This is a genomic window from Nostoc sp. UHCC 0302 (genome assembly GCF_038096175.1).
Taxonomy (GTDB): Bacteria; Cyanobacteriota; Cyanobacteriia; order Cyanobacteriales; family Nostocaceae; genus UHCC-0302.
Map to the genome: position 1 here is coordinate 4,284,662 of NZ_CP151099.1, position 18,530 is coordinate 4,303,191.

Consider the following 18,530-nt stretch of genomic DNA (forward strand, 5'->3'; position numbering starts at 1 on the left):
ACATCTAACAACCGACAAACCTAATTCTATGACGAATTCCCTAATCTCTGCTCCAGAATCTGCCGCTAACTGGTGCATCCTACTGCAACAATTAATTGATGGTGAATCATTGTCCCGAACTCAAGCTGCTGAATTGATGCAAGGGTGGTTAACTGAGTCTGTTCCTCCAGAATTGTCGGGGGCTATTTTAACAGCATTGAACTTTAAAGGCGTTTCTGCTGAAGAATTAACTGGGATGGCTGAAGTATTGCAATCTCAATCAAAACTGGGGACTGGGGATAAAGGGCAATGGGGACTGGGGACTGGGAAATCTAACTCTTCCCAATCCCCAATTCTTAATCCCCAATCACCTCCTGTAATAGATACCTGTGGCACTGGCGGCGATGGGTCATCAACCTTTAATATTTCCACAGCGGTTGCTTTCGTTGCCGCGGCCTATGGCGTCCCCGTCGCTAAACATGGCAATCGTTCGGCATCAAGTCTTACAGGAAGTGCTGATGTCTTGGAGGCTTTAGGCATCAACCTCAGTGCGTCTAGCGAAAAAGTACAAGCAGCACTACCAGAAGTCGGGATCACCTTCTTGTTTGCCTCTGGTTGGCATCCAGCACTTAAAGCAGTTGCCCCATTGCGACGAACTCTGAAGATACGGACGGTATTTAATTTACTAGGGCCATTAGTGAATCCTTTGCGTCCAACTGGGCAGGTGGTGGGGCTATTTACCCCAAAGCTTTTAGCTACGGTTGCTCATGCATTACAAAATTTAGGCAAGCAAAAGGCAATTGTTGTGCATGGGCGAGAAAAACTCGATGAAGCAGGGTTAGGAGATGTAACTGACTTAGCGGTGTTATCTGAGGGTGAGGTACAGTTAACTAGTGTAAATCCCCAAGAATTGGATATAACACCTGCTCCCATAGGTGCGCTTCGGGGTGGAGATGTCCAAGAAAATGCGGCGATTCTCAAAGCGGTTTTGCAAGGTAAGGGAACTCAGGCGCAACTAGATGCAGTGGCGTTAAATGCCTCATTAGCGTTGCAAGTAGCGGGTACGATCGCTTTATTAGACCACGCCCAAGGCATCAGTATTGCTAAGGAAATTCTACAAAGTGGCGCGGCTTGGTCGAAGTTGGAGGAGTTAGTCGAGTTTCTGCGGGATTAATTTCGCTGCGTGATTGGGGGCGAAATTCCACGACATTACGTTTAATGGTGACATCATAGTTACCAAAAAAGTCGTGTCCGAGCAGTCCAGTTTCGAGATCAACGCCAGCGATCGCTACTGGTACTCTATTCACTTTTATCCCACCAGCTTCCATTGACTGAATATAGCCCACAGGAAATTCCACAGCTTTGGAACTTGCCGTATTTGCCTTAGCTTTCCCCACCGGTATTACTCCCAAAGCGTTCGCTATCTGTTGGGTAATAACTGTGCCACTGGCTCCTGTATCCACAATCATTTCAAACTGCCTGTATCCATTGAAAGTAACTTCAATAATTGGTGTTCCACCCACTCGCCTTTTGATTGGGGCTGTAAACACTTCTTGCTCTTGGCTAAGTAGGGCTGATGAGGGCAAAGCAGGCTCAGGTGCTGACAGTTTTCGTCGTAGAGGAGGATACAAGGGCGGAGCGTACTTTGGTGTAGTTGCTGTTTGCGGAACGACAACTATCTTCTGGGGTTCGATAACTGGTTGTGAGGGGGTAGGAGTGGATTTTAGTTGGGCATATTTAATTTGGCGCTGGTATTCTCTGATTTTTGTTTGAGCGATCGCAAAGTTCGGGCTTTGCCGCCGCACGTTTTGCATCAGCGCGATCGCCTCCTGGAACTGACTCGCTACCAGATCCCAATCTTCTCTTGATTGAGCAGATTGACTGATAGTCACAGCACTAGCAGCTTTGTCTAGCGCCAGTTCAAAAAAACTTGGTTCAATTTCCGACGGCTCTAGTGGCAATACTTCTGGTCTAGCTGGTGGTATTGTTGGTTTGGCAGTGGGCTGTACCGCCGCCAGACCGCCGATGGGTGTGGGTTGCTCATTGTCAGCATTTGCGGTGTTTTGTTTGCCTTCATTACAGGCAACAGTCAAAACCGCTAAAGCACTTGACAGAAAAATTAGGACTGCACGGGATAAAAAGGGCTGAAGCATAGTTAACTCTAATCTTAAACTGCCCAAGCTTCTCCAAATCTACTCTTAGTTAATCAAATCGCTTGTTAAAGATTGTGGATGTTTAATTTTTAATTTTTAATTAATTCTCCTGAAAAGTCTCAATCACTAACTTGTGGGATAATGGGTGACTGCGGTATTAGTGACTGGGGACTAGGGAATAAAAAGGGATAGGGAGTAGGGAAAAAATAGCTAAATTACCCAATCCCCAATTCCCAATACCCCAATCCCCAATCCCCAATCCTCAGTCCCCAATCCCAATCTATCGCTTATGCCCCTATCTGATGCAATACCAGCTTTACTTGTCCTGGCAGATGGCACCACTTATCGCGGTTGGTCTTTTGGTGCTACAGGAACCGCGATCGGGGAAGTGGTGTTTAATACTGGCATGACCGGATATCAAGAAGTACTGACCGATCCTAGTTACTGCGGTCAGATTGTCATTTTTACCTATCCTGAATTGGGTAATACTGGCGTCAATAGTGAAGACGAGGAATCAGTTCGACCACAGGTGCGAGGTGCGATCGCTCGCAATATTTGTTACCAACCGAGTAACTGGCGATCTACACAATCTTTACCTGATTACCTCAAACAGAACCAAATACCAGGTATTTATGGCATCGATACCCGCGCCCTCACCCGCAAAATTCGGATGTCTGGAGCCATGAACGGTGGGATTTCTACATCCATTCTGGATGAGGCAGAGTTGCTAGAGCAAGTACAGGCAGCTCCCAGCATGGCAGGATTAAATTTGGTTCGTGAAGTCACTACGCCAACGGTATACGAATGGTCAGATCCCACAATCCCCGCGTGGGAATTCAACCTAGAGGCTGCGGACAATCCCAAAGAATCGTTTACAGTTGTCGCTCTTGACTTTGGCGTCAAACGCAATATATTGCGACGTTTAGCAAGTTATGGTTGTCAAGTAATTGTTGTTCCTGCTGATACAACTCCAGAAGAAATCCTCAAGTACAATCCAGATGGTATATTTCTTTCCAATGGCCCCGGCGACCCGGCTGCGGTCACCGAAGGGATAGAAACAGCTAAAGCGTTGCTGCTGAGTGAAAAACCCATCTTTGGTATTTGTATGGGACACCAAATTTTGGGTCATGCCTTGGGTGCAGAAACCTTTAAACTCAAATTCGGTCATCGGGGTTTAAATCAGCCTGCTGGGTTGCAAAAACGGATAGAGATTACCAGTCAAAACCACAGTTTTGCTATTGACCCAGATTCCTTACCGGAAGCAGTCGTAGAAATCAGCCACCTGAATTTAAACGATCGCACTGTTGCTGGAGTACGTCATAAATCTCTACCTGTGTTCTCCGTACAATACCACCCAGAAGCCAGCCCAGGCCCTCACGATGCTGATTACTTGTTTGAGCAATTTGTCGAAACAATGCGAGCAGCACGCAAAGCTGCAACAGCAGAAGTAAGGTAAAAATGGGGTATGGGGCATGGGGACTGGGAACTGGGGACTGGGGACTGGGGACTAGGCAAATTTCTTCTCCCCTGCTCCCTTGCCCCTCTGCTCCCTGCCCCCGCTCGCCTTACTCCAGCAGATTGTAGACAACTTGCTCAAAAAACATCTATACTTGAGCGTTCACTTTAACTCATGAGGAGGGAATTATTGCTGAGCCACTGAATCTAACCGTGAGCCTGAGAGGTACTCGCGAAGTCCGGGATAACTGTCAGCTATTCCGCCTCACAGGCTTGTTAGACGCCTTTTCTGAGCCGACATTTCGTAAGGTGCTAGGCAGTAAAATTGAAGAGGGGCCAAAGCACATTATTCTGGATCTCTCACAAATTGATTTTGTTGATAGTTCCGGCTTGGGTGCTTTGGTGCAGCTAGCCAAGCAAGCTCAAAATGCCGATGGTACCTTCCAAATTGTCACGAATGCTCGCGTCACTCAAACGGTCAAGCTTGTTCGCTTAGAGAAGTTTCTCTCCCTGCAACTATCAGTTGAAGCGGCTCTAGAAAACGCCAAGTTGTCTTGATTGCTTGACCTGAGAGTTGAATTCAGCTATCCAAGGTTGTATCTTGATAGCTTAACTTTTAAAACTTCTGGCGAGAAAACCTCTCTCCTTGTGGGAGAGGCAAACAGCCAGTTGAACTATTATTTCTAAAGAAAGTTATCTAGATAATTACTATAGACACCTAGCCGATAGAGGTGTGATAAATTAACAAAAAGCTTGCAGATTAATTTGACAGCTATATTTTACTTAATACCTTACACCTGGAGATTACTTTTACCAACCTAGTATGGCAATGTATCCAAGTTGAATAGGCGTTTAGTTGTCAAGATTTTACCCTATTTTAAGCACACACTACAAGAACTAGCGCAAACATTAGTTAATTATCATCTAAACTCAGGGTAAGCTAAAATGCCAACTTTTCCTCAAAAAAATAAAATTATCTAAGTAATTTTGATAGTGTTGTTTATGCTAGGTATACTAGCATGGCATACTTTAAAAAAATCAATCTTTGCAAAGAATGCCTTGAAATAATGTAGTGAGTCAAGGAATGATTTATTAGTGAAGTCAAAGGACGAAGAGCTATTAGATGGGCAAGATGAAGCTCCGGAAGAGAATTTGTCTTGGAGTCAAGCGCTCTTAGCAGCCACAGCACAATTACCACAACAGATTTCCCTGTCACAACTGCAACAAATTTCTCCCGCGGCTTTAGCTTATTTGGGGGATGCAATTTATGAACTTTATGTTAGGATGTTTTATCTACTACCACTACAGCGACCAGAAAAATACCATCGACTGGTAGTGGAACAGGTAAGAGCAGAAACCCAAGCGCTACACTTGCGATCGCTGACTCCTCATTTGAGGAACACCGAATTAGAAATTGTCCGCCGGGGTCGAAACGCAGCCACAGGACGCCCGAAGCGTGTAGATCCAGGAATTTATCAACAAGCAACAAGTTTAGAAACCTTAATTGGCTACCTATATCTCACCGATTACCAACGCCTAACTGAACTGTTGCAAATACTCAATCTAGAGAAAGAATGAGAACTCAACCTGACAATAACCAAATCAGTAAAGTAAGTTCAGTAGATTGAGCTAATCGGGATGCCTATTCACCAGCTATATCTAAAAATCACATGGCGAATCACCCAAAAAAAATCAATTCTTCTAGCGAACAGAACCGTGGGCAACCCATAAAAACAAAGGGTAAGCGTATTATTGCTGATCCTGTTCGCAATCCCCGAAAAATAGATGCTAAACCCATGCCTGGCGGTTCGCGTCAACATCGTAATTTCTCCCATCCATCTCCATCTCCATCTCCCCAAGAGACAGAAGATAACGATCTGATCTACGGTCGCCATCCAGTATTGAGTGCGTTGAAAAATCAGCGTAGTCTCAACCGCATCTGGATTACTCCCCGTTTACGCTACGATCCCAGTTTTCACCATCTGATCCTCCAAGCCAAAGATCATGGCACAGTTATTGACGAAGTTGAACCCAAGCGCTTAGATCAAATCACCGATGGGGCAAATCACCAAGGTGTCGCAGCACAAAGTACACCTTACGAATACATCGAATTATCAGAGCTAATTGAACAGGCAAAATCTGTAACTGATCCCGTAATTATAGTGGCTGACGGGATTACTGATCCCCATAACTTGGGAGCAATTATTCGCACTGCTGAAGCAATAGGCGCTCAAGGGTTGGTGATTCCTCAAAGAAGAGCATCCGGAATCACTTCTACTGTTGTGAAAGTGGCAGCAGGTGCTTTAGAAAGCTTTTCTGTGGCTAGAGTAGTTAATCTCAGCCGCGCTTTGGAACAATTGAAAGAAGCAGGCTTTTGGATTTACGGCACTGCTGCAACCGGTAGCGAACCATTGCATACAGTTAGTTTTAGTGGGCCAATCGTTTTAGTAGTTGGTTCTGAAGGCGAAGGTCTGGGTATGTTGACTCAACGCTCCTGCGATGTCTTAGTATCAATCCCCCTTCAAGGCAAGACTCCCAGCCTGAATGCCTCAGTAGCCGCGGGTATGGCGCTTTATGAAATTTATCGCCAGCGATCACTAAATACGCATTATTTAGATAAATTACAAAAAATCTCTTTAAAAAAAGCTTAGTAAAAGAGTATAAAGAAATGTAAAAGATAAATAAGTAGCATACTGTTTGACACCCTGTACGACGTTTATAAAACAGCGAAAACTATGAAAACCATTTGGCATAACCTCAAAGAAGGGTTGATTAATATATTCGACAACTTTGGATTGGCTTGGTGGGTAGAGATTGTGACGCAGAATCCCCGTTGCACATACTTCTTCGGGCCATTTCTCACTTCTTCTGATGCAGCATTCGCAAGTAAAGGCTATGTAGAAGATTTAGAATTTGAAGGAGCGCAAGGAATTGTGGTGAGTGTCAAGCGCTGCAAACCTTCTAATTTGACGATTTCTGATGACTTGGGGGAAAGGTTTGACCGCAAAGCCCAGCCTGCCTTTGGCGGTCAAATTTAACTTAGGCAACATTTAAGAGTAGAGACGCGATTATACTCTCACGAGAAGCCGCTCTTCGAGCGTCTACGCGTCTGTACAAGGGTCAAGGATCAAAATCAATACTTGAACTCTTGACTTTAGACTTTGGACTATTTGACTATTAACTACCAATTACTTGCGGATGTTCTTCCAGCCAACGGTCAATATCACTCAGTACCTGCTGGGGAACTTCCCAAGGGAAAAGATGGGCGGTATTGGGGTAGAATTGCCACTGACAATTTTGGAGGTGTTGAGCAGTTTCTAGGCTGGAATCCGCTGTGATGTGGCGGTCTTGATCACCGGCAAGCACAAGACTAGGGCATTTAATTTGCTCTAGGTCTTGAAGTCGGTTGTATCCGGCTTGAATTGCACTGTAGAGGGCGCGAGTAGCCGCAGGAGAAGTTTTTAGATAGGCTGGAACTGCTTCCTGGGCAATATATTCATACGCTGTTGGCGTATGTTGTTGAATTAGGTAGCGAAAGAGCGATCGCTTGGCAAAAGTTTCAATATTCCACTGCCAACTAGGTTTTAGATAATTCAATAAGGCAGCAACACCAGTATACAAATTATCCTGCAAAGTGATCGGAGGATGACTTCCGCGAGGTCTTGCTGCTGTTGCCACCAAAACCAGCCCAGTCACACGCTCTGGTAAGCTTAAAGCTAGTTCCATTGCCAGAATGCCCCCAAGAGACCATCCCAATACTAGACACTTTTCAATTTCAAAGCGGTCTAGCAGAGCTTCTAAGTCGGTCAAATGGTCAGCCATATTAAAATTACTGTTGAAACGACTTTTGCCGTAGCCACGTAAATCAGGGGCAAAAGTTTTGCAGCGTTTTGATAAATGATTAGTGAAAACAGAAAGACTACGACCAGAACCAGGATGACCATGTAAAGCTAATATGGGGAATCCTTGACCTTGGATGTAGACATTAAGACCTTTAGCATCAGTAGTGCTATTCCTATAGCGATCGCCCATTACTTGTTCTCCTGTCTACCGAACAAGAGATTTTGTGAAATAGTATCACGCAGAGGCGCTTTTGCGTAGCGTCTGTCTGCGACACGCTGCGCGAACGCAGAGAAGACACGGAGAAAATTATTCATATTCAAATTTAGCAACGCCATGATTCTTCTAATTGTGTCACATGGTTAGTTGCAAGGCTTTCCAGCAATCTTTTCCTACTTTTCTATATAACCTCCAGCGTAAGTAATCACGCACATCTGTCTGTATGTAGCGTGAACACCAAAAGCAACCCCTGTGATTTTAAAAGCAGGGTTAAAGATGTTTTGACGATGACCGCGCGACGGTACGCCATCATCAATAATTAACTGCATGATAATATCTTGCGCTGTATGGGAACCGTAGCTGATGTTTTCACCTGCGGTAATTTGCCAATTACCATAGCGATTAATGCGAGTAAAGGGGCTACTAGTATCGCTACCATCATGACCTGTAGCACCTGTTCGCCCTTGGTCTTTGACGTGATCTCTTGCGCCTAAAGACATCCCTTGAGATACAGTTAATGCACCCACAGCACGCGCTGATTTAAGAAATGCGATCGCTTCATCAACTGCTTTCACACCTTCTTGAGTTATTAAATAACTATTTTCAGAAATTTTGACTCGCTTACCCTGAAAAAGTTTTCTATAGTTTTCAATAATAGGTAGATATGCTTTAGGATTTGCCCGCACTTGATTCATTTCATCAATCACCTGTTGTTCTAACGGTGAAAGGGTATACTCCCGTGCTAATTCACTAGAACTTTTTTGCGGAATTTCTTCGGGAAAAAGTTTTTCAAATCGCATCCGATTCTTGAATAACCTCATAAGTTAGGAGAAAAAATATATATTAAATTCAGATAATGAATAGAAGATTTCGGATGAATAGAAAAATATGTAGAGACGTTGTAATACAACGTCTCTACTACAATGGTCTATTTGTTACATTTTTTCAAACTGTATTATTTTTCTTTATATGCTCCGGCGTAATCAATCACGCATATTGTTTTGTATACTTTGTGAGTTCCATAAGCAACGCCAGCAACTTTAAAACTGTTATTAAAGATATTTTTTCTATGACCGCGATCGCTTACACCATCATCAATAATTAATTGCATAACAATATCTTGGGCAGTGTTTGGCCCATAACTGATATTTTCACCTGCGGTCGTTTGCCATTTACCATAGCGATTAATCCGAGTAAAAGGGCTGCTACCATCGCTCCCATTGTGACCTGTAACACCTTTTGGGCCTTGGTCTTTAACATGATCTTGAGCACCTTGAGACATCCCCTTAGATGCACTCAAAACTCCTACAGGACGGGCTGATTTGAGAAATGCGATCGCTTCATCAACTGCTTTCACACCTTCTTGAGTTATTAAATAACTATTTTCAGAAATTTTGACTCGCTTACTCTGAAAAAGTTTTCTATAGTTTTCAATAATAGGAATGTATGCTTTAGGATTTGCCCGCACTTGGTTCATTTCATTAATCACCTGTTGTTCTAACGGTGAAAGGTAACTTGCTTTTGCTAACAAAGTCGGACTAGTTGTTTGGACTACAGGCGGAATAGATTGTGCTACGGATGGACGAGATTGCAATAGTTGATTAGAGCAGCCAACTATTAAACTAACTGGTAAAAATAGCCAAAATCCAATACGACGCATTAATTACCTCACATTTTTTCTAGGGTTTTATTTAGTGAATTAGATGCACCGCAGGATTGAAGAAATCGGAATTTTCAACGCTAAGAAAAATCTTTAGAAGTTTCCGAACTTTTACTGGTGACATTTATAGTCATATAAAGCACAGGCGAACCTGTAATTTCTCTACTATCTTGGTTGTTTTAATTAATTCACTTATATACTTACTGTAGTTTCAAGAACCTAGTAACGTAAAGATCGGTTTTTAACTAAGTACACATGACCTTCAAAAAAAAGTGAGTTTGAGGTGCGTAATTTTGACATTTCCCCAAACCTTTCTTTGTGATATCGAGAGGTGGGAAAAAGACATTAATCGAACTCAATTTAAAAAAAGGGTTGAAAATACACGAAGATAATTTTTAGAACTTAGGCAGTGAATATGAAAAATTAAGGGTTTAGGTTGTGGTAAAAAATCAAAAATCCTCACTACACTCAGTCTTCATACTCCGCTCTGGGTACGTAAGTTCTGATTTATATAGTGAGGACTCAATACCTTTCGGTTAAGTAACTTTTTGGTTGAGGCAGGCGGGGGGAGTAGAGGGGCAGGGGAAGAAATGGAAGAAGAATTAAAAAATGTCTTCAATATTTCCTCCAATTCTCCCCCTGCTTATCCGAAACGTATTGAGTGGGGACTAATACCTCAAATCCGAATTGAAGTGATTCTTAGTACAGATTGGTATAAGCAATGACTCAAAAAGCTGCTCTGTCTCGATTCGCCTTAGCATTTATTGCAGGCTTTGTTTCTGTTTTGCTGTTTCACCAAGGGATGTTGGCGCTGCTGCACACGATTAATTTTGCACCTCGCGCACCTTATTCGACGATACCGACGCAGCCGTTAGGAATTCCTCAAATCTTGTCAAGTGCTTTTTGGGGAGGGATTTGGGGTTTGATTTGGCTAGTAGCGATCGCCCCTCGCTTTCGGCAAGAAAAAAGCTATTGGTTAGCAGCGTTAATATTTGGTGCGATCGCCCCAACATTAGTAGCTTGGTTTATTGTTGCACCACTTAAAGGTCAGCCTCCCGCTGGTGGTTGGCAACTTGTGGGAATAATTACAGGTCTATTAGTTAATGGTGCTTGGGGTGTGGGAACCGCTGGATTATTTAAATTGTTAACTAGAAGGCAGTCATACTAATTCGTAATTCGTAATTCGTAATTCGTAATTCGTAATTAATACTAGTGACGGATAGACCATTGTAGAGACGTTGCATTGCAACGTCTCTGCTGTTTTGAATTTTTTAACTTTCTCCGCCTACTACTACATCTCGAATTCGCAAGCTGGGGCCACCACAACCTACAGGCAACCCGTTTTGTCCTCCCTTACCGCAACCGCCAGATTCATCCCAGTAAAAGTCATCACCTATTGCCTCAATATCGGCTAAGGTTTGGAATACATTACCTGAAAGCGTTACATCCCGCACTGGTTCAGCAATTTTGCCATTTCTAATCATCCATGCTTCCCCGGCACTAAAGGTGAACATTTCTCCATTCGTCATGCCACCCAACCAATTACGGGCATATACTCCTTCTTTGACACCCGTAAACAAGTCATCAACAGGTGTTTTACCCCGTTCAATCCAGGTATTTGTCATCCTCACAATAGGATTAAAGTGATAATTAAGACAGCGGGCATTACCTGTAGGCGCTTCTTCTAATTTGCCAGCAGTTTCGCGCGAATGTAAACGTCCAACTAAAACACCATCTTTTATTAATTGGGTAGTAGTCGCAGGTGTGCCTTCGTCGTCATAAAAATAGCTACCACGATGTCCCTCTGGGGCAGCACCATCAAAAATTTGTAGTTCTTCTGGGCCAAAACGCCGCCCGATGGTCATGACTTCCAACAAATCGGGATTTTCGTAAGCCATATCAGCTTCCGAAAGATGTCCAAAAGCTTCGTGAACAAATAACCCGGTGAGAATGGGGTCAATGACTACAGTGTAAGTATTACCTTTGACTGATGGTAAAGATAAGGCTGCAACAGCTCTTTGAGCTGCACCCTTGACTTGTTCGTCTAAATTAGTTAAATCTTCATAGGCTTTACGAGAGCCTGTAGTTTCTCGTCCAGTTTGTACAGTTTCGCCATTTCTAGCGGTGGCAGCAAAGCGCATTTCCATGTCCACCCAAGATTGATCAATTAGCGTACCTTCTGAGGTAGCAAGAATAATTCTTTGGGCGCTGTCACCATAACGTACAGAAGTGGTGGTTATCCGGGCATCAATGCTTTTGAGCAACTCAGTATAACGAGCGCACAATTGTTTTTTCTGAGAAAGCGAAATTTTTCGGGGGTCAGTGCCTGTCAGAGGTAGTTCACATATTGCTTGCACTGGGTCAATAGGAGCGAGTAAAGTTTCTTCATCACCAACCATCCGGGCGGCTGCGATCGCTTCTTCAATCCGCTCTTTAATTGTCGAAAGCTGGTTAAAGCAACTTAAACCCCAACCACCTTTATAGCAAGCACGAATATGTCCACCAATTGAGATGCCTTCGCTTAAGGTTTCTACCTTGTCGCCACGCAACAAGATATCAGTCCCTTCTGCTTCTTCAAGGCGAATCATCAAATAATCTACACGGGATGAGTAGCGAGTGATGAGGTCAGAAAGCAAATTTTGTGCGTCAGCAAGTGTAGTCGGCATTTCGGGGTAGTGACCAAGAGTAACTACTTTTATTTTAGGGAATTTTGCTAGTATACGATAAAGTTAACTGACACCAAGTTACGCTAATTTAACAAGAATTTTGCAGTCAGAATTCCAAATTGAATTGGAGTGTGGCTAATGGATAAATAAACAGGTTTAATTAATGTGTCCTGAATTCTGCATTCTGATTTTTGCTAAATAAACAGGTTTAATTAATGTGTTCTGAATTCTGCATTCTGCATTCTTCTTCAATTATTCAAAAACATATTTTTCTGCAACTTTCCAATAGCGCGAGAAGCGCTTCAAGTCGATATATCCGTCATACTCAAAAAATGGTTCCACTTCAAATATCTCTAAGTTCAAATAGCGCTCAATTTCTTCACAGATATTCTCAAATCGTGGGCTAGGACTATCAACTGTCACAACTAGCTTGGCATCATGTTCTTTAGCGAAGGCTAAAATTTCTTGTGCTACATCTCCACGACGAATCACAACGGGTAACTCTAGCAGACATTCGTAAATAAAAGTAAGGCGTTTAAGGCTCAGTTGCCATTCCTTAAGCAAAGCATCGTCCCAAACCCAGATTGCTGGAGCATCTGGGTATTCTTGTAATGCGGGGTTGTATGGACTAAGACAGTCACCATGTACCCAAACAATTGGTTTATTCATAGTATTTTAAATTGTGGTTTATTGATAGTTTAGCTGACTATATAAATTTTTAATTGTTTAGCGTCGCTTCTTACTACGCTGCCAACTTTGACTGTTTGATTGTTTATTAAATTCTCCATTGGGAAAAAGTTGTTGTTCTAATTCTTCATAACTGCCTTCAAAATCGCAATTACCGTAAAGGGGACATTGCTGGCAATAGACGCCTTTCGTATAGCGTTCTAAGTTTTCGCGATTGAAGAAATAAGGCTTATGGCTAAAAGTACTAGCAACCCATTGCCATGACATATTATTACTAGCTGGATCTCCATCTAAAAGATGTTCCAGAAACCATTTGGCTCCCATTTGCCAACGAGTACGTCGCCAATGAATAATATATGCTGCTAACCACATCCGGGCGTGATTGTGCAAGTAGCCAGTTTTGCGTAAGTCATTGCTAAAGCTGTCGATGCAAACTCGTCCTGTAATGCCTTCTTTAATATCTTTTGGTAAATCAGTCGCGTATTGTCTTGCGGTATAACCCGTTTTGTATTCCTCTTGGTCTTGCCAAATGCTGTCACCTAGCTTCACATATAACCGTTGCCAGTAGTCTCGCCAAGCTAACTCGTTAATTAGTTTAGTGGCATCTTCTGAATTTTCTACATGGTTAAGCACATAATCCCGAATTTCTCGCAAGCTCAAAACACCATAACGAATGTAAGGCGAAAGTCGCGTGACTGCACCTGTTAAAAAGTTTCGTGTTTTACTGTAATCTAATGGGTCTATTTTTTGTAATGCTTGTTCAGCAGCTTTACGTCCCCCGATAATTTCACCGATATTGTCATCACGCTCTGCTGCATCTGGAAATTGTTCCCGAAGGTAGGCTATTAACTCATTGCGGTTAACAAATTCATTTAGCATATTTTGTTCCTTATACGATAATTGCATTTGACAGAGTATTTATAAAGTAAAAATAAAGTTACTGTAGGGTGTGTTAGGCGCATATTTCAATGTGCAGGAGAGAAAACTATGGCATGGATTTATCTTTTTATTGCTGGTTTACTTGAAATTGGATGGGCAATTGGTCTTAAGTATTCACAGGGGTTTAGCAAGATTGGTATAAGCATCGCTACTGTTGCTTGTATGATATTGAGTTTTGCTTTCTTGTCAATAGCACTCCGCACTCTGCCAGTAGGTACTGCTTATGCCGTTTGGACTGGTATAGGAGCTGTTGGTACTGCTGTGCTAGGTGTAGTTTTGTTTGGAGAACCTGCTGAAATGAAGCGCTTTATCTGCATTGGCTTAATTCTGGCAGGCGTAGCGGGGCTTAGGTTTGTCTCTTCATCTTCACACTAAGGCAAGGAACAGATAGAGAATGATAACTTAGGACTCAGCACTTTTAAGCCAGTCCCAATAAAAAATCTCACTACTATATATAGAAAAGGAATATTCCTTACACCTTTTTTCAAACCAAGAGATGTAATGGCATAACCAAGCAATGTAATGGCATAACCAAGCGATGTAATGGCATAACCGAGCGATGCAATGGCATAACCGAGCGATGCAATGGCATAACCAAGCGATGCAATGGCATAACCGAGCGATGCAATGGCATAACCAAGCGATGCAATGGCATAACCAAGTCATGTAATGGCATAACCGAATGATGCATTCGCAATGCAGCCTTATGAACTTCGCATATCACCAAGTATGAAAAAGCAACAAGGAGAACAATAATAATTGTTTTAACTTCTAACTCAACAAGACCAGTTGCTTGAATGAAGGGAATCTGCTTAAATACGCTGGCTTGTTAGCGCTTAGCGCTTTCACAAACAATAGGTGCAAATGTTTCGTGTATAAATAAATTTATTGTTTATTTTCAATTTCATCCTGGTTAGCCTAAAATTTAGGCAGTTACTGTATTGCTCATTTCTAAGCTCACAATTCTAAGCTCACAATGTCTGAACATTTCTCTGCTGAAATTAGCTCGCGCATTTGCAATCACATGAATGAAGATCATGCTGAAGCTGTAGTTCTTTATGCTCAAGCTTTTGGCGGTGTCACAGATGCCACGTTAGCAGAAATGCTCTCAATTGATTCTGAGGGTATGGATTTAACAGCACAAGTCAATGGAGAAGCTGTACCAGTTCGCATTCAGTTTGATCATGTTTTAGCAGATGCTGAAGATGCTCATCAAACTTTGATTGCAATGGTGAAGCAGGCACGAGTTAAGGCAAAGTAGAAATCAAGGCTTGTGCTGCAATAAACTAGGAGTATATGCTGTCCGTAGTTGGTGCTTTAGGGAAGACAGCGCTAACTATAAACTTATCAAATCAAACTTGACGCAGTATAGCAGGGAATAGGGTTGAAAGTCTTTTGGTATCCGGGTTTTATGTTCAGTTGATGTCCTAAACTACCTGGCGACAACTATATCTCCTAAACTAGAAAGTCAGGATCAAGAACCTGTCGGATAGAAAAAGGACAGTCAATAGGAAAAGTTTCGATTGGCTTTTGGGTTTCCTTAGCTGCATCTCGACGGGAACGCCGATAATATTTCTGTATCCACTCCAAGTCTTCAATAAAGCGTTGCAAACTGGGAGTATCTTCTAAGCAATCCTGAATTTGGTCTCGGCAGTTTGAGATTGTGTTAACCCAACTTTTGGTTTTTCGCTCTGGTTGATATTGGCATTTGAGTAAGTGCATTAAAAGTACTTGTAAGTAACTTCCAAGTTGCTTTTGTTCACTTCGACCCAAAGCTTCAAGTTCCTCTACCAAATGTTCCACGTCTAACTCAGCCCAGCATCCTTTCTTCAGATACTCAGCCTGTTGCTGCGTCCATAGCAGAAAGTCGCTTTTGTAGAGCGTTGCTTTACTTATCAACGGTTGCCTCCTCTGCTTTGAGCAACATTTTCTATATTTTCGCCCAATGGAGAAAGTAATCCCTTATCTTTTACCACGCTGATGCAGCAATGTGTTTATGTTATGCCGCTATTTCCATATTATATAAATTCACAAATAATAAATGAAGCATGAAAGAGTAATATTTACAACCTTCATGCTTCACATTGATGAATTCTTAGCAGCTTATGATTCCCGTCCCGATGCCCATGTATCACGCCATTTAACTGTGCCTTCTTTAGCAATTACCCAACGACGAGGTACAGTGTTTTCGCGCAGAGGCGATTGCCCTTCGCGCCACATAGCGTATTTGTAACTGATCAAATTACCAGTACTTTCATTAAAAGGAATCTCTGCAAACCAAGTATTGGTGTTGATGTACTCTAAAGGATATGCCTTGCTGATATCCCAGTTACCCAACTCTGGACAATTCCCGGTAACTACAATGGTTTCACCAGGTTTGGTTTGCACGCCATTGAGTTGTACACGCACAATTGTCTCTGCTTTAACCCGTTCCCCAACGTGGCTGAAAACTATCACGCCCCGTTCTTCTAGTACTAAATCAGAAATCTTACCGTCTTTGACCTCATACTTATTGCGAGTTATTACACAAGTATGTTCGCCATCGGGTAGTTCTGTTTCCACTTCTGGTAGAGTAACTTCTCCTCCCCGGTTTAGAGCCACGAAGCATAAAGAGTCACGATAGCGGCGCACGTAACAATAAACGTCAGGTGTCAGATATTTTGCCCAGTGGCTACCCATCGATACGGCTGGATTCAGCCGCCGTAAGCCAGACAAAAGCCTGATGGTGCGATAAACTTCACTCTCAGTATCCCAATTTTCCATCATCGGGCGGTTATATGGGTCGTTACCGCCATCGCTGTCGTTGTGCAGATACTGTTCTGTGCCGTAGTATATGCAGGGAATGCCACGAGATGTCATGATTAAGGCGATCGCAACCTTGAGCATCGCTGGATCGGGGTTCAGCGATTGGAAGCGAGACATATCATGGTTATCGATGAAGGTAACTAATTCTGTTGCCCCACTGTAACGATGATCTTGGTCAAAAATATATTGAATTGTGTGGAATCCATTTTCTGAACCTTGCGCCAGTGCAGCTCGAATCGCCACACACAACCCAAAGTCTAGAAGTGTCATGCCTGAGTTGTTAGCAAATTCTACAGAGCGATCGTCGCTAGGATTACTGTAAATCCATTCACCAAAAATAAATACATCTGGTTTGTGATTGCTCATATCGCCAGTGAATTCTTGCCAAAACCATATGGGCATATGCTTGACAGTATCTACTCGTAGTGCATCCACACCCCGGTCTAGCCATTGTTTAATTGCTGACTTAATATATTCACGATATTCAATATTATTTTCATTAAAGGTTGCTAGACCAGCTAGTTCACAGTTCTGCACTTGCCAATCGTCTTCCCAATTTTGCACTTCGCCATAGTGGTGATACCAGTTGTTGACATCATCGTTGAAGTCAGCAATTTTCACGCCATCGTCATACAATTCACCCTTACTACCGCTGGTATCAGGAGTACTATGGTTGCAGACAATATCTAGCACCAGCTTCATATTACGCTTGTGCAGTTCATCAATTAACCGATCAAAGGTTGTATTTCTTTCTTCTTGGGTTGCGTTTAAAGAAGGGTTCTCTCCGTTAGCAATGTAGCGAGGATTCAGCCGCTTAAAGTCTTTTGTCCAATAGCCATGTATCGCAGCATTTCCGACAAATAACTCTTCAACCTGCTCGAACAGAGGAGTCAACCAAAGAGCAGTCACTCCCATGTTTTTGAGATAGTCCAATTTATCAATGACGCCTTGCAAGTCACCACCCCAGTACTTACCCCAATCTTGTCTTGTGGGATCGTACAGTTCTGAGTTAGCACCTTCGCTATTATCTGGGTCGCCATCATAAAAGCGATCAACTACAAGAAAGTAAATTGTTTCCTGGCGAAATTCAATATCTCTGGTATAAAGAAACTCTAGGTTAATTTCAGTATCTGTTGGCGGTGTTTGTATAATAGCTTCTACTTCTGCTTGTGCAGAATCAACTGTATATTGATCTGGCGAGAACTGAGATGGAGGGGTTTTTACCATAAAAGATTTTAAATTTTATGAAATTTAAGCTTGTAGAGCTATCCGTACAGCGTTTCCGAGTAGAATGTATAACTACAAACCTGGGTATTATGCCATCCTTCTTGCGATGTAAGTATCTATCGTTAGCTAGTTTATTGTTCTATCTATAGATATATTTCAGCAGCTAGAGGATAAAAACAGCAGGATGTAGCAGCTATGAGTGATGGTTGCTTATTAATATAATTTAACAATGACTAACTAGAATAGCAGAAAATACTGAAGTTAGCTGATATTCTAGTAGGTAGAAGTATTCTGCTATGAATTGCTTAAGCTTATACATAATTAAGTAGAATTCTTAATTTTAAAGAATGGGTAATAAGCTCCCAGCTTTTGAAATTCAATAGGCTGAAATTAATTATAAAATCTCTAGATTTAGGTACTATATTTCATTAGTAATGACTTAATGTCAAGCTACTATTTTTTGTGTAATAAATAATCACAGCTATAATGGCGATCGCTCAAAGGTTAAGTGTCAAAGGCGATCGCAGTTTTTCCTGTTTTTAGACTATAATTCTGACAAATTGTCAATATTTTATTAATATAAATATTTTTAAGCCTCCAGGAAGATAAGATTTTTTGTCTCTAGGCAAGGTGAGAATTTATAGAAGTGTTAAAACAATTGATAATTAGATTTTTTATGATATGTAGTATTTTAGTTTCAGCAAGCGTAAAATAACTAGCATTTTTCCTCTTACAAAAGGCTAAAAAGCAAAATGAGCAGTCACAACTGACTCATCAAGACCAACTATTAAATCAAAAGTTTTTTCTATAAAAATGGTAATTATGCATGACCGATTAAGATATTAGGGCGAGAGTCAGAATTTGCACTGTAAAGTCTATACTTAAGCAAAAACCCAGTAG

Annotated in this window: 19 protein-coding genes; 10 read left to right on the plus strand and 9 right to left on the minus strand. The window is 42.1% G+C overall.

Going from position 1 to position 18,530, the window contains the following annotated elements:
* Positions 1-28 precede the first annotated feature (28 nt).
* The gene (gene trpD, locus WKK05_RS18555; protein ID WP_341524582.1) at positions 29-1,153 is read left to right on the plus strand and encodes an anthranilate phosphoribosyltransferase; all 1,125 of its coding nucleotides are present in this window, start codon (positions 29-31) and stop codon (positions 1,151-1,153) included.
* Here trpD and WKK05_RS18560 read toward each other — a convergent pair.
* The gene (locus tag WKK05_RS18560; protein WP_341524583.1) at positions 1,083-2,132 is read right to left on the minus strand and encodes a retropepsin-like aspartic protease; all 1,050 of its coding nucleotides are present in this window, start codon (positions 2,130-2,132) and stop codon (positions 1,083-1,085) included. The two genes, trpD and WKK05_RS18560, sit on opposite strands and share 71 nt — an antisense overlap.
* Positions 2,133-2,421: 289 nt before the next feature.
* Between WKK05_RS18560 and carA the strand changes: the two genes are divergently transcribed.
* From carA to WKK05_RS18585, 5 genes are all read left to right on the plus strand, one after another.
* A complete protein-coding gene (carA, locus tag WKK05_RS18565) occupies positions 2,422-3,588 on the plus strand; it encodes a glutamine-hydrolyzing carbamoyl-phosphate synthase small subunit (protein WP_341524584.1) in 1,167 nt (388 codons plus the stop codon).
* 185 nt (positions 3,589-3,773) lie between these two features.
* Entirely contained in the window at positions 3,774-4,145 is a 372-nt protein-coding gene (locus WKK05_RS18570; RefSeq protein WP_341531121.1) for an STAS domain-containing protein, read from the plus strand.
* A gap of 537 nt (positions 4,146-4,682) precedes the next feature.
* Positions 4,683-5,165: a ribonuclease III domain-containing protein gene (locus WKK05_RS18575; protein ID WP_341524585.1), complete on the plus strand. Its 483-nt coding sequence runs from the start codon at positions 4,683-4,685 to the stop codon at positions 5,163-5,165.
* Positions 5,166-5,257: 92 nt separating this feature from the next.
* Positions 5,258-6,238: a 23S rRNA (guanosine(2251)-2'-O)-methyltransferase RlmB gene (rlmB, locus tag WKK05_RS18580; RefSeq protein WP_341524586.1), complete on the plus strand. Its 981-nt coding sequence runs from the start codon at positions 5,258-5,260 to the stop codon at positions 6,236-6,238.
* Positions 6,239-6,322: 84 nt separating this feature from the next.
* Positions 6,323-6,625: a DUF1816 domain-containing protein gene (locus tag WKK05_RS18585; RefSeq protein WP_341524587.1), complete on the plus strand. Its 303-nt coding sequence runs from the start codon at positions 6,323-6,325 to the stop codon at positions 6,623-6,625.
* 139 nt (positions 6,626-6,764) lie between these two features.
* Here the strand turns inward: WKK05_RS18585 and WKK05_RS18590 are convergent, their stop codons facing one another.
* From WKK05_RS18590 to WKK05_RS18600, 3 genes are all read right to left on the minus strand, one after another.
* Complete coding sequence (locus WKK05_RS18590; RefSeq protein WP_341524588.1) at positions 6,765-7,619, minus strand: alpha/beta hydrolase; 855 nt, start codon at positions 7,617-7,619, stop codon at positions 6,765-6,767.
* Positions 7,620-7,819: 200 nt separating this feature from the next.
* On the minus strand, positions 7,820-8,446 hold the full coding sequence (locus WKK05_RS18595; protein WP_341524589.1) for a CAP domain-containing protein: 627 nt from the start codon (positions 8,444-8,446) through the stop codon (positions 7,820-7,822).
* 155 nt (positions 8,447-8,601) lie between these two features.
* Positions 8,602-9,306, minus strand: a complete 705-nt coding sequence (locus WKK05_RS18600; RefSeq protein ID WP_341524590.1) for a CAP domain-containing protein — start codon at positions 9,304-9,306, stop codon at positions 8,602-8,604.
* A gap of 590 nt (positions 9,307-9,896) precedes the next feature.
* Here WKK05_RS18600 and WKK05_RS18605 point away from each other — a divergent pair.
* Positions 9,897-10,031 (plus strand): hypothetical protein, encoded by a 135-nt coding sequence (locus WKK05_RS18605; protein ID WP_341524591.1) that lies wholly within the window; start codon positions 9,897-9,899, stop codon positions 10,029-10,031.
* Entirely contained in the window at positions 10,028-10,474 is a 447-nt protein-coding gene (locus WKK05_RS18610) for a hypothetical protein (protein ID WP_341524592.1), read from the plus strand. The genes WKK05_RS18605 and WKK05_RS18610 overlap by 4 nt, the downstream gene beginning before the upstream one ends.
* 103 nt (positions 10,475-10,577) lie before the next feature.
* Here the strand turns inward: WKK05_RS18610 and WKK05_RS18615 are convergent, their stop codons facing one another.
* The 3 genes from WKK05_RS18615 to WKK05_RS18625 form a co-directional block, all read right to left on the minus strand.
* Entirely contained in the window at positions 10,578-11,972 is a 1,395-nt protein-coding gene (locus tag WKK05_RS18615) for a TldD/PmbA family protein (RefSeq protein WP_341524593.1), read from the minus strand.
* Positions 11,973-12,224: 252 nt separating this feature from the next.
* A complete protein-coding gene (locus WKK05_RS18620) occupies positions 12,225-12,641 on the minus strand; it encodes a hypothetical protein (RefSeq protein ID WP_341524594.1) in 417 nt (138 codons plus the stop codon).
* Between the two features lie 57 nt (positions 12,642-12,698).
* Entirely contained in the window at positions 12,699-13,538 is an 840-nt protein-coding gene (locus WKK05_RS18625; RefSeq protein ID WP_341524595.1) for an FAD-binding domain-containing protein, read from the minus strand.
* A gap of 108 nt (positions 13,539-13,646) precedes the next feature.
* On the opposite strand from WKK05_RS18625, the gene sugE reads away from it, so the two are divergent.
* Entirely contained in the window at positions 13,647-13,973 is a 327-nt protein-coding gene (gene sugE / locus WKK05_RS18630; protein WP_341524596.1) for a quaternary ammonium compound efflux SMR transporter SugE, read from the plus strand.
* Positions 13,974-14,574: 601 nt separating this feature from the next.
* The gene (locus tag WKK05_RS18635; protein WP_341524597.1) at positions 14,575-14,859 is read left to right on the plus strand and encodes a DUF2470 domain-containing protein; all 285 of its coding nucleotides are present in this window, start codon (positions 14,575-14,577) and stop codon (positions 14,857-14,859) included.
* A gap of 194 nt (positions 14,860-15,053) precedes the next feature.
* On the opposite strand, the gene WKK05_RS18640 is transcribed toward WKK05_RS18635, so the two are convergent.
* Positions 15,054-15,497 carry a DUF29 domain-containing protein gene (locus WKK05_RS18640; protein WP_341524598.1) on the minus strand — a complete coding sequence of 148 codons (444 nt, stop codon included), beginning with the start codon at positions 15,495-15,497 and terminating at the stop codon, positions 15,054-15,056.
* A 204-nt stretch (positions 15,498-15,701) separates the two neighbouring features.
* The gene (locus WKK05_RS18645) at positions 15,702-17,630 is read right to left on the minus strand and encodes an alpha-amylase family glycosyl hydrolase (RefSeq protein WP_341524599.1); all 1,929 of its coding nucleotides are present in this window, start codon (positions 17,628-17,630) and stop codon (positions 15,702-15,704) included.
* Between the last annotated feature and the right edge of the window lie 900 nt (positions 17,631-18,530).

Bases quoted from the DNA above. Each gene is read 5' to 3' on its own strand.
- WKK05_RS18635 (WP_341524597.1), top strand. From the start codon at position 14,575: ATGTCTGAACATTTCTCTGCTGAAATTAGCTCGCGCATTTGCAATCAC.
- WKK05_RS18615 (WP_341524593.1), bottom strand. From the start codon at position 11,972: ATGCCGACTACACTTGCTGACGCACAAAATTTGCTTTCTGACCTCATC.
- WKK05_RS18560 (WP_341524583.1), bottom strand. From the start codon at position 2,132: ATGCTTCAGCCCTTTTTATCCCGTGCAGTCCTAATTTTTCTGTCAAGT.
- carA (WP_341524584.1), top strand. From the start codon at position 2,422: ATGCCCCTATCTGATGCAATACCAGCTTTACTTGTCCTGGCAGATGGC.
- WKK05_RS18605 (WP_341524591.1), top strand. From the start codon at position 9,897: ATGGAAGAAGAATTAAAAAATGTCTTCAATATTTCCTCCAATTCTCCC.
- WKK05_RS18610 (WP_341524592.1), top strand. From the start codon at position 10,028: ATGACTCAAAAAGCTGCTCTGTCTCGATTCGCCTTAGCATTTATTGCA.
- rlmB (WP_341524586.1), top strand. From the start codon at position 5,258: ATGGCGAATCACCCAAAAAAAATCAATTCTTCTAGCGAACAGAACCGT.
- WKK05_RS18595 (WP_341524589.1), bottom strand. From the start codon at position 8,446: ATGCGATTTGAAAAACTTTTTCCCGAAGAAATTCCGCAAAAAAGTTCT.
- sugE (WP_341524596.1), top strand. From the start codon at position 13,647: ATGGCATGGATTTATCTTTTTATTGCTGGTTTACTTGAAATTGGATGG.
- trpD (WP_341524582.1), top strand. From the start codon at position 29: ATGACGAATTCCCTAATCTCTGCTCCAGAATCTGCCGCTAACTGGTGC.
- WKK05_RS18625 (WP_341524595.1), bottom strand. From the start codon at position 13,538: ATGCTAAATGAATTTGTTAACCGCAATGAGTTAATAGCCTACCTTCGG.
- WKK05_RS18620 (WP_341524594.1), bottom strand. From the start codon at position 12,641: ATGAATAAACCAATTGTTTGGGTACATGGTGACTGTCTTAGTCCATAC.
- WKK05_RS18590 (WP_341524588.1), bottom strand. From the start codon at position 7,619: ATGGGCGATCGCTATAGGAATAGCACTACTGATGCTAAAGGTCTTAAT.
- WKK05_RS18585 (WP_341524587.1), top strand. From the start codon at position 6,323: ATGAAAACCATTTGGCATAACCTCAAAGAAGGGTTGATTAATATATTC.
- WKK05_RS18645 (WP_341524599.1), bottom strand. From the start codon at position 17,630: ATGGTAAAAACCCCTCCATCTCAGTTCTCGCCAGATCAATATACAGTT.
- WKK05_RS18600 (WP_341524590.1), bottom strand. From the start codon at position 9,306: ATGCGTCGTATTGGATTTTGGCTATTTTTACCAGTTAGTTTAATAGTT.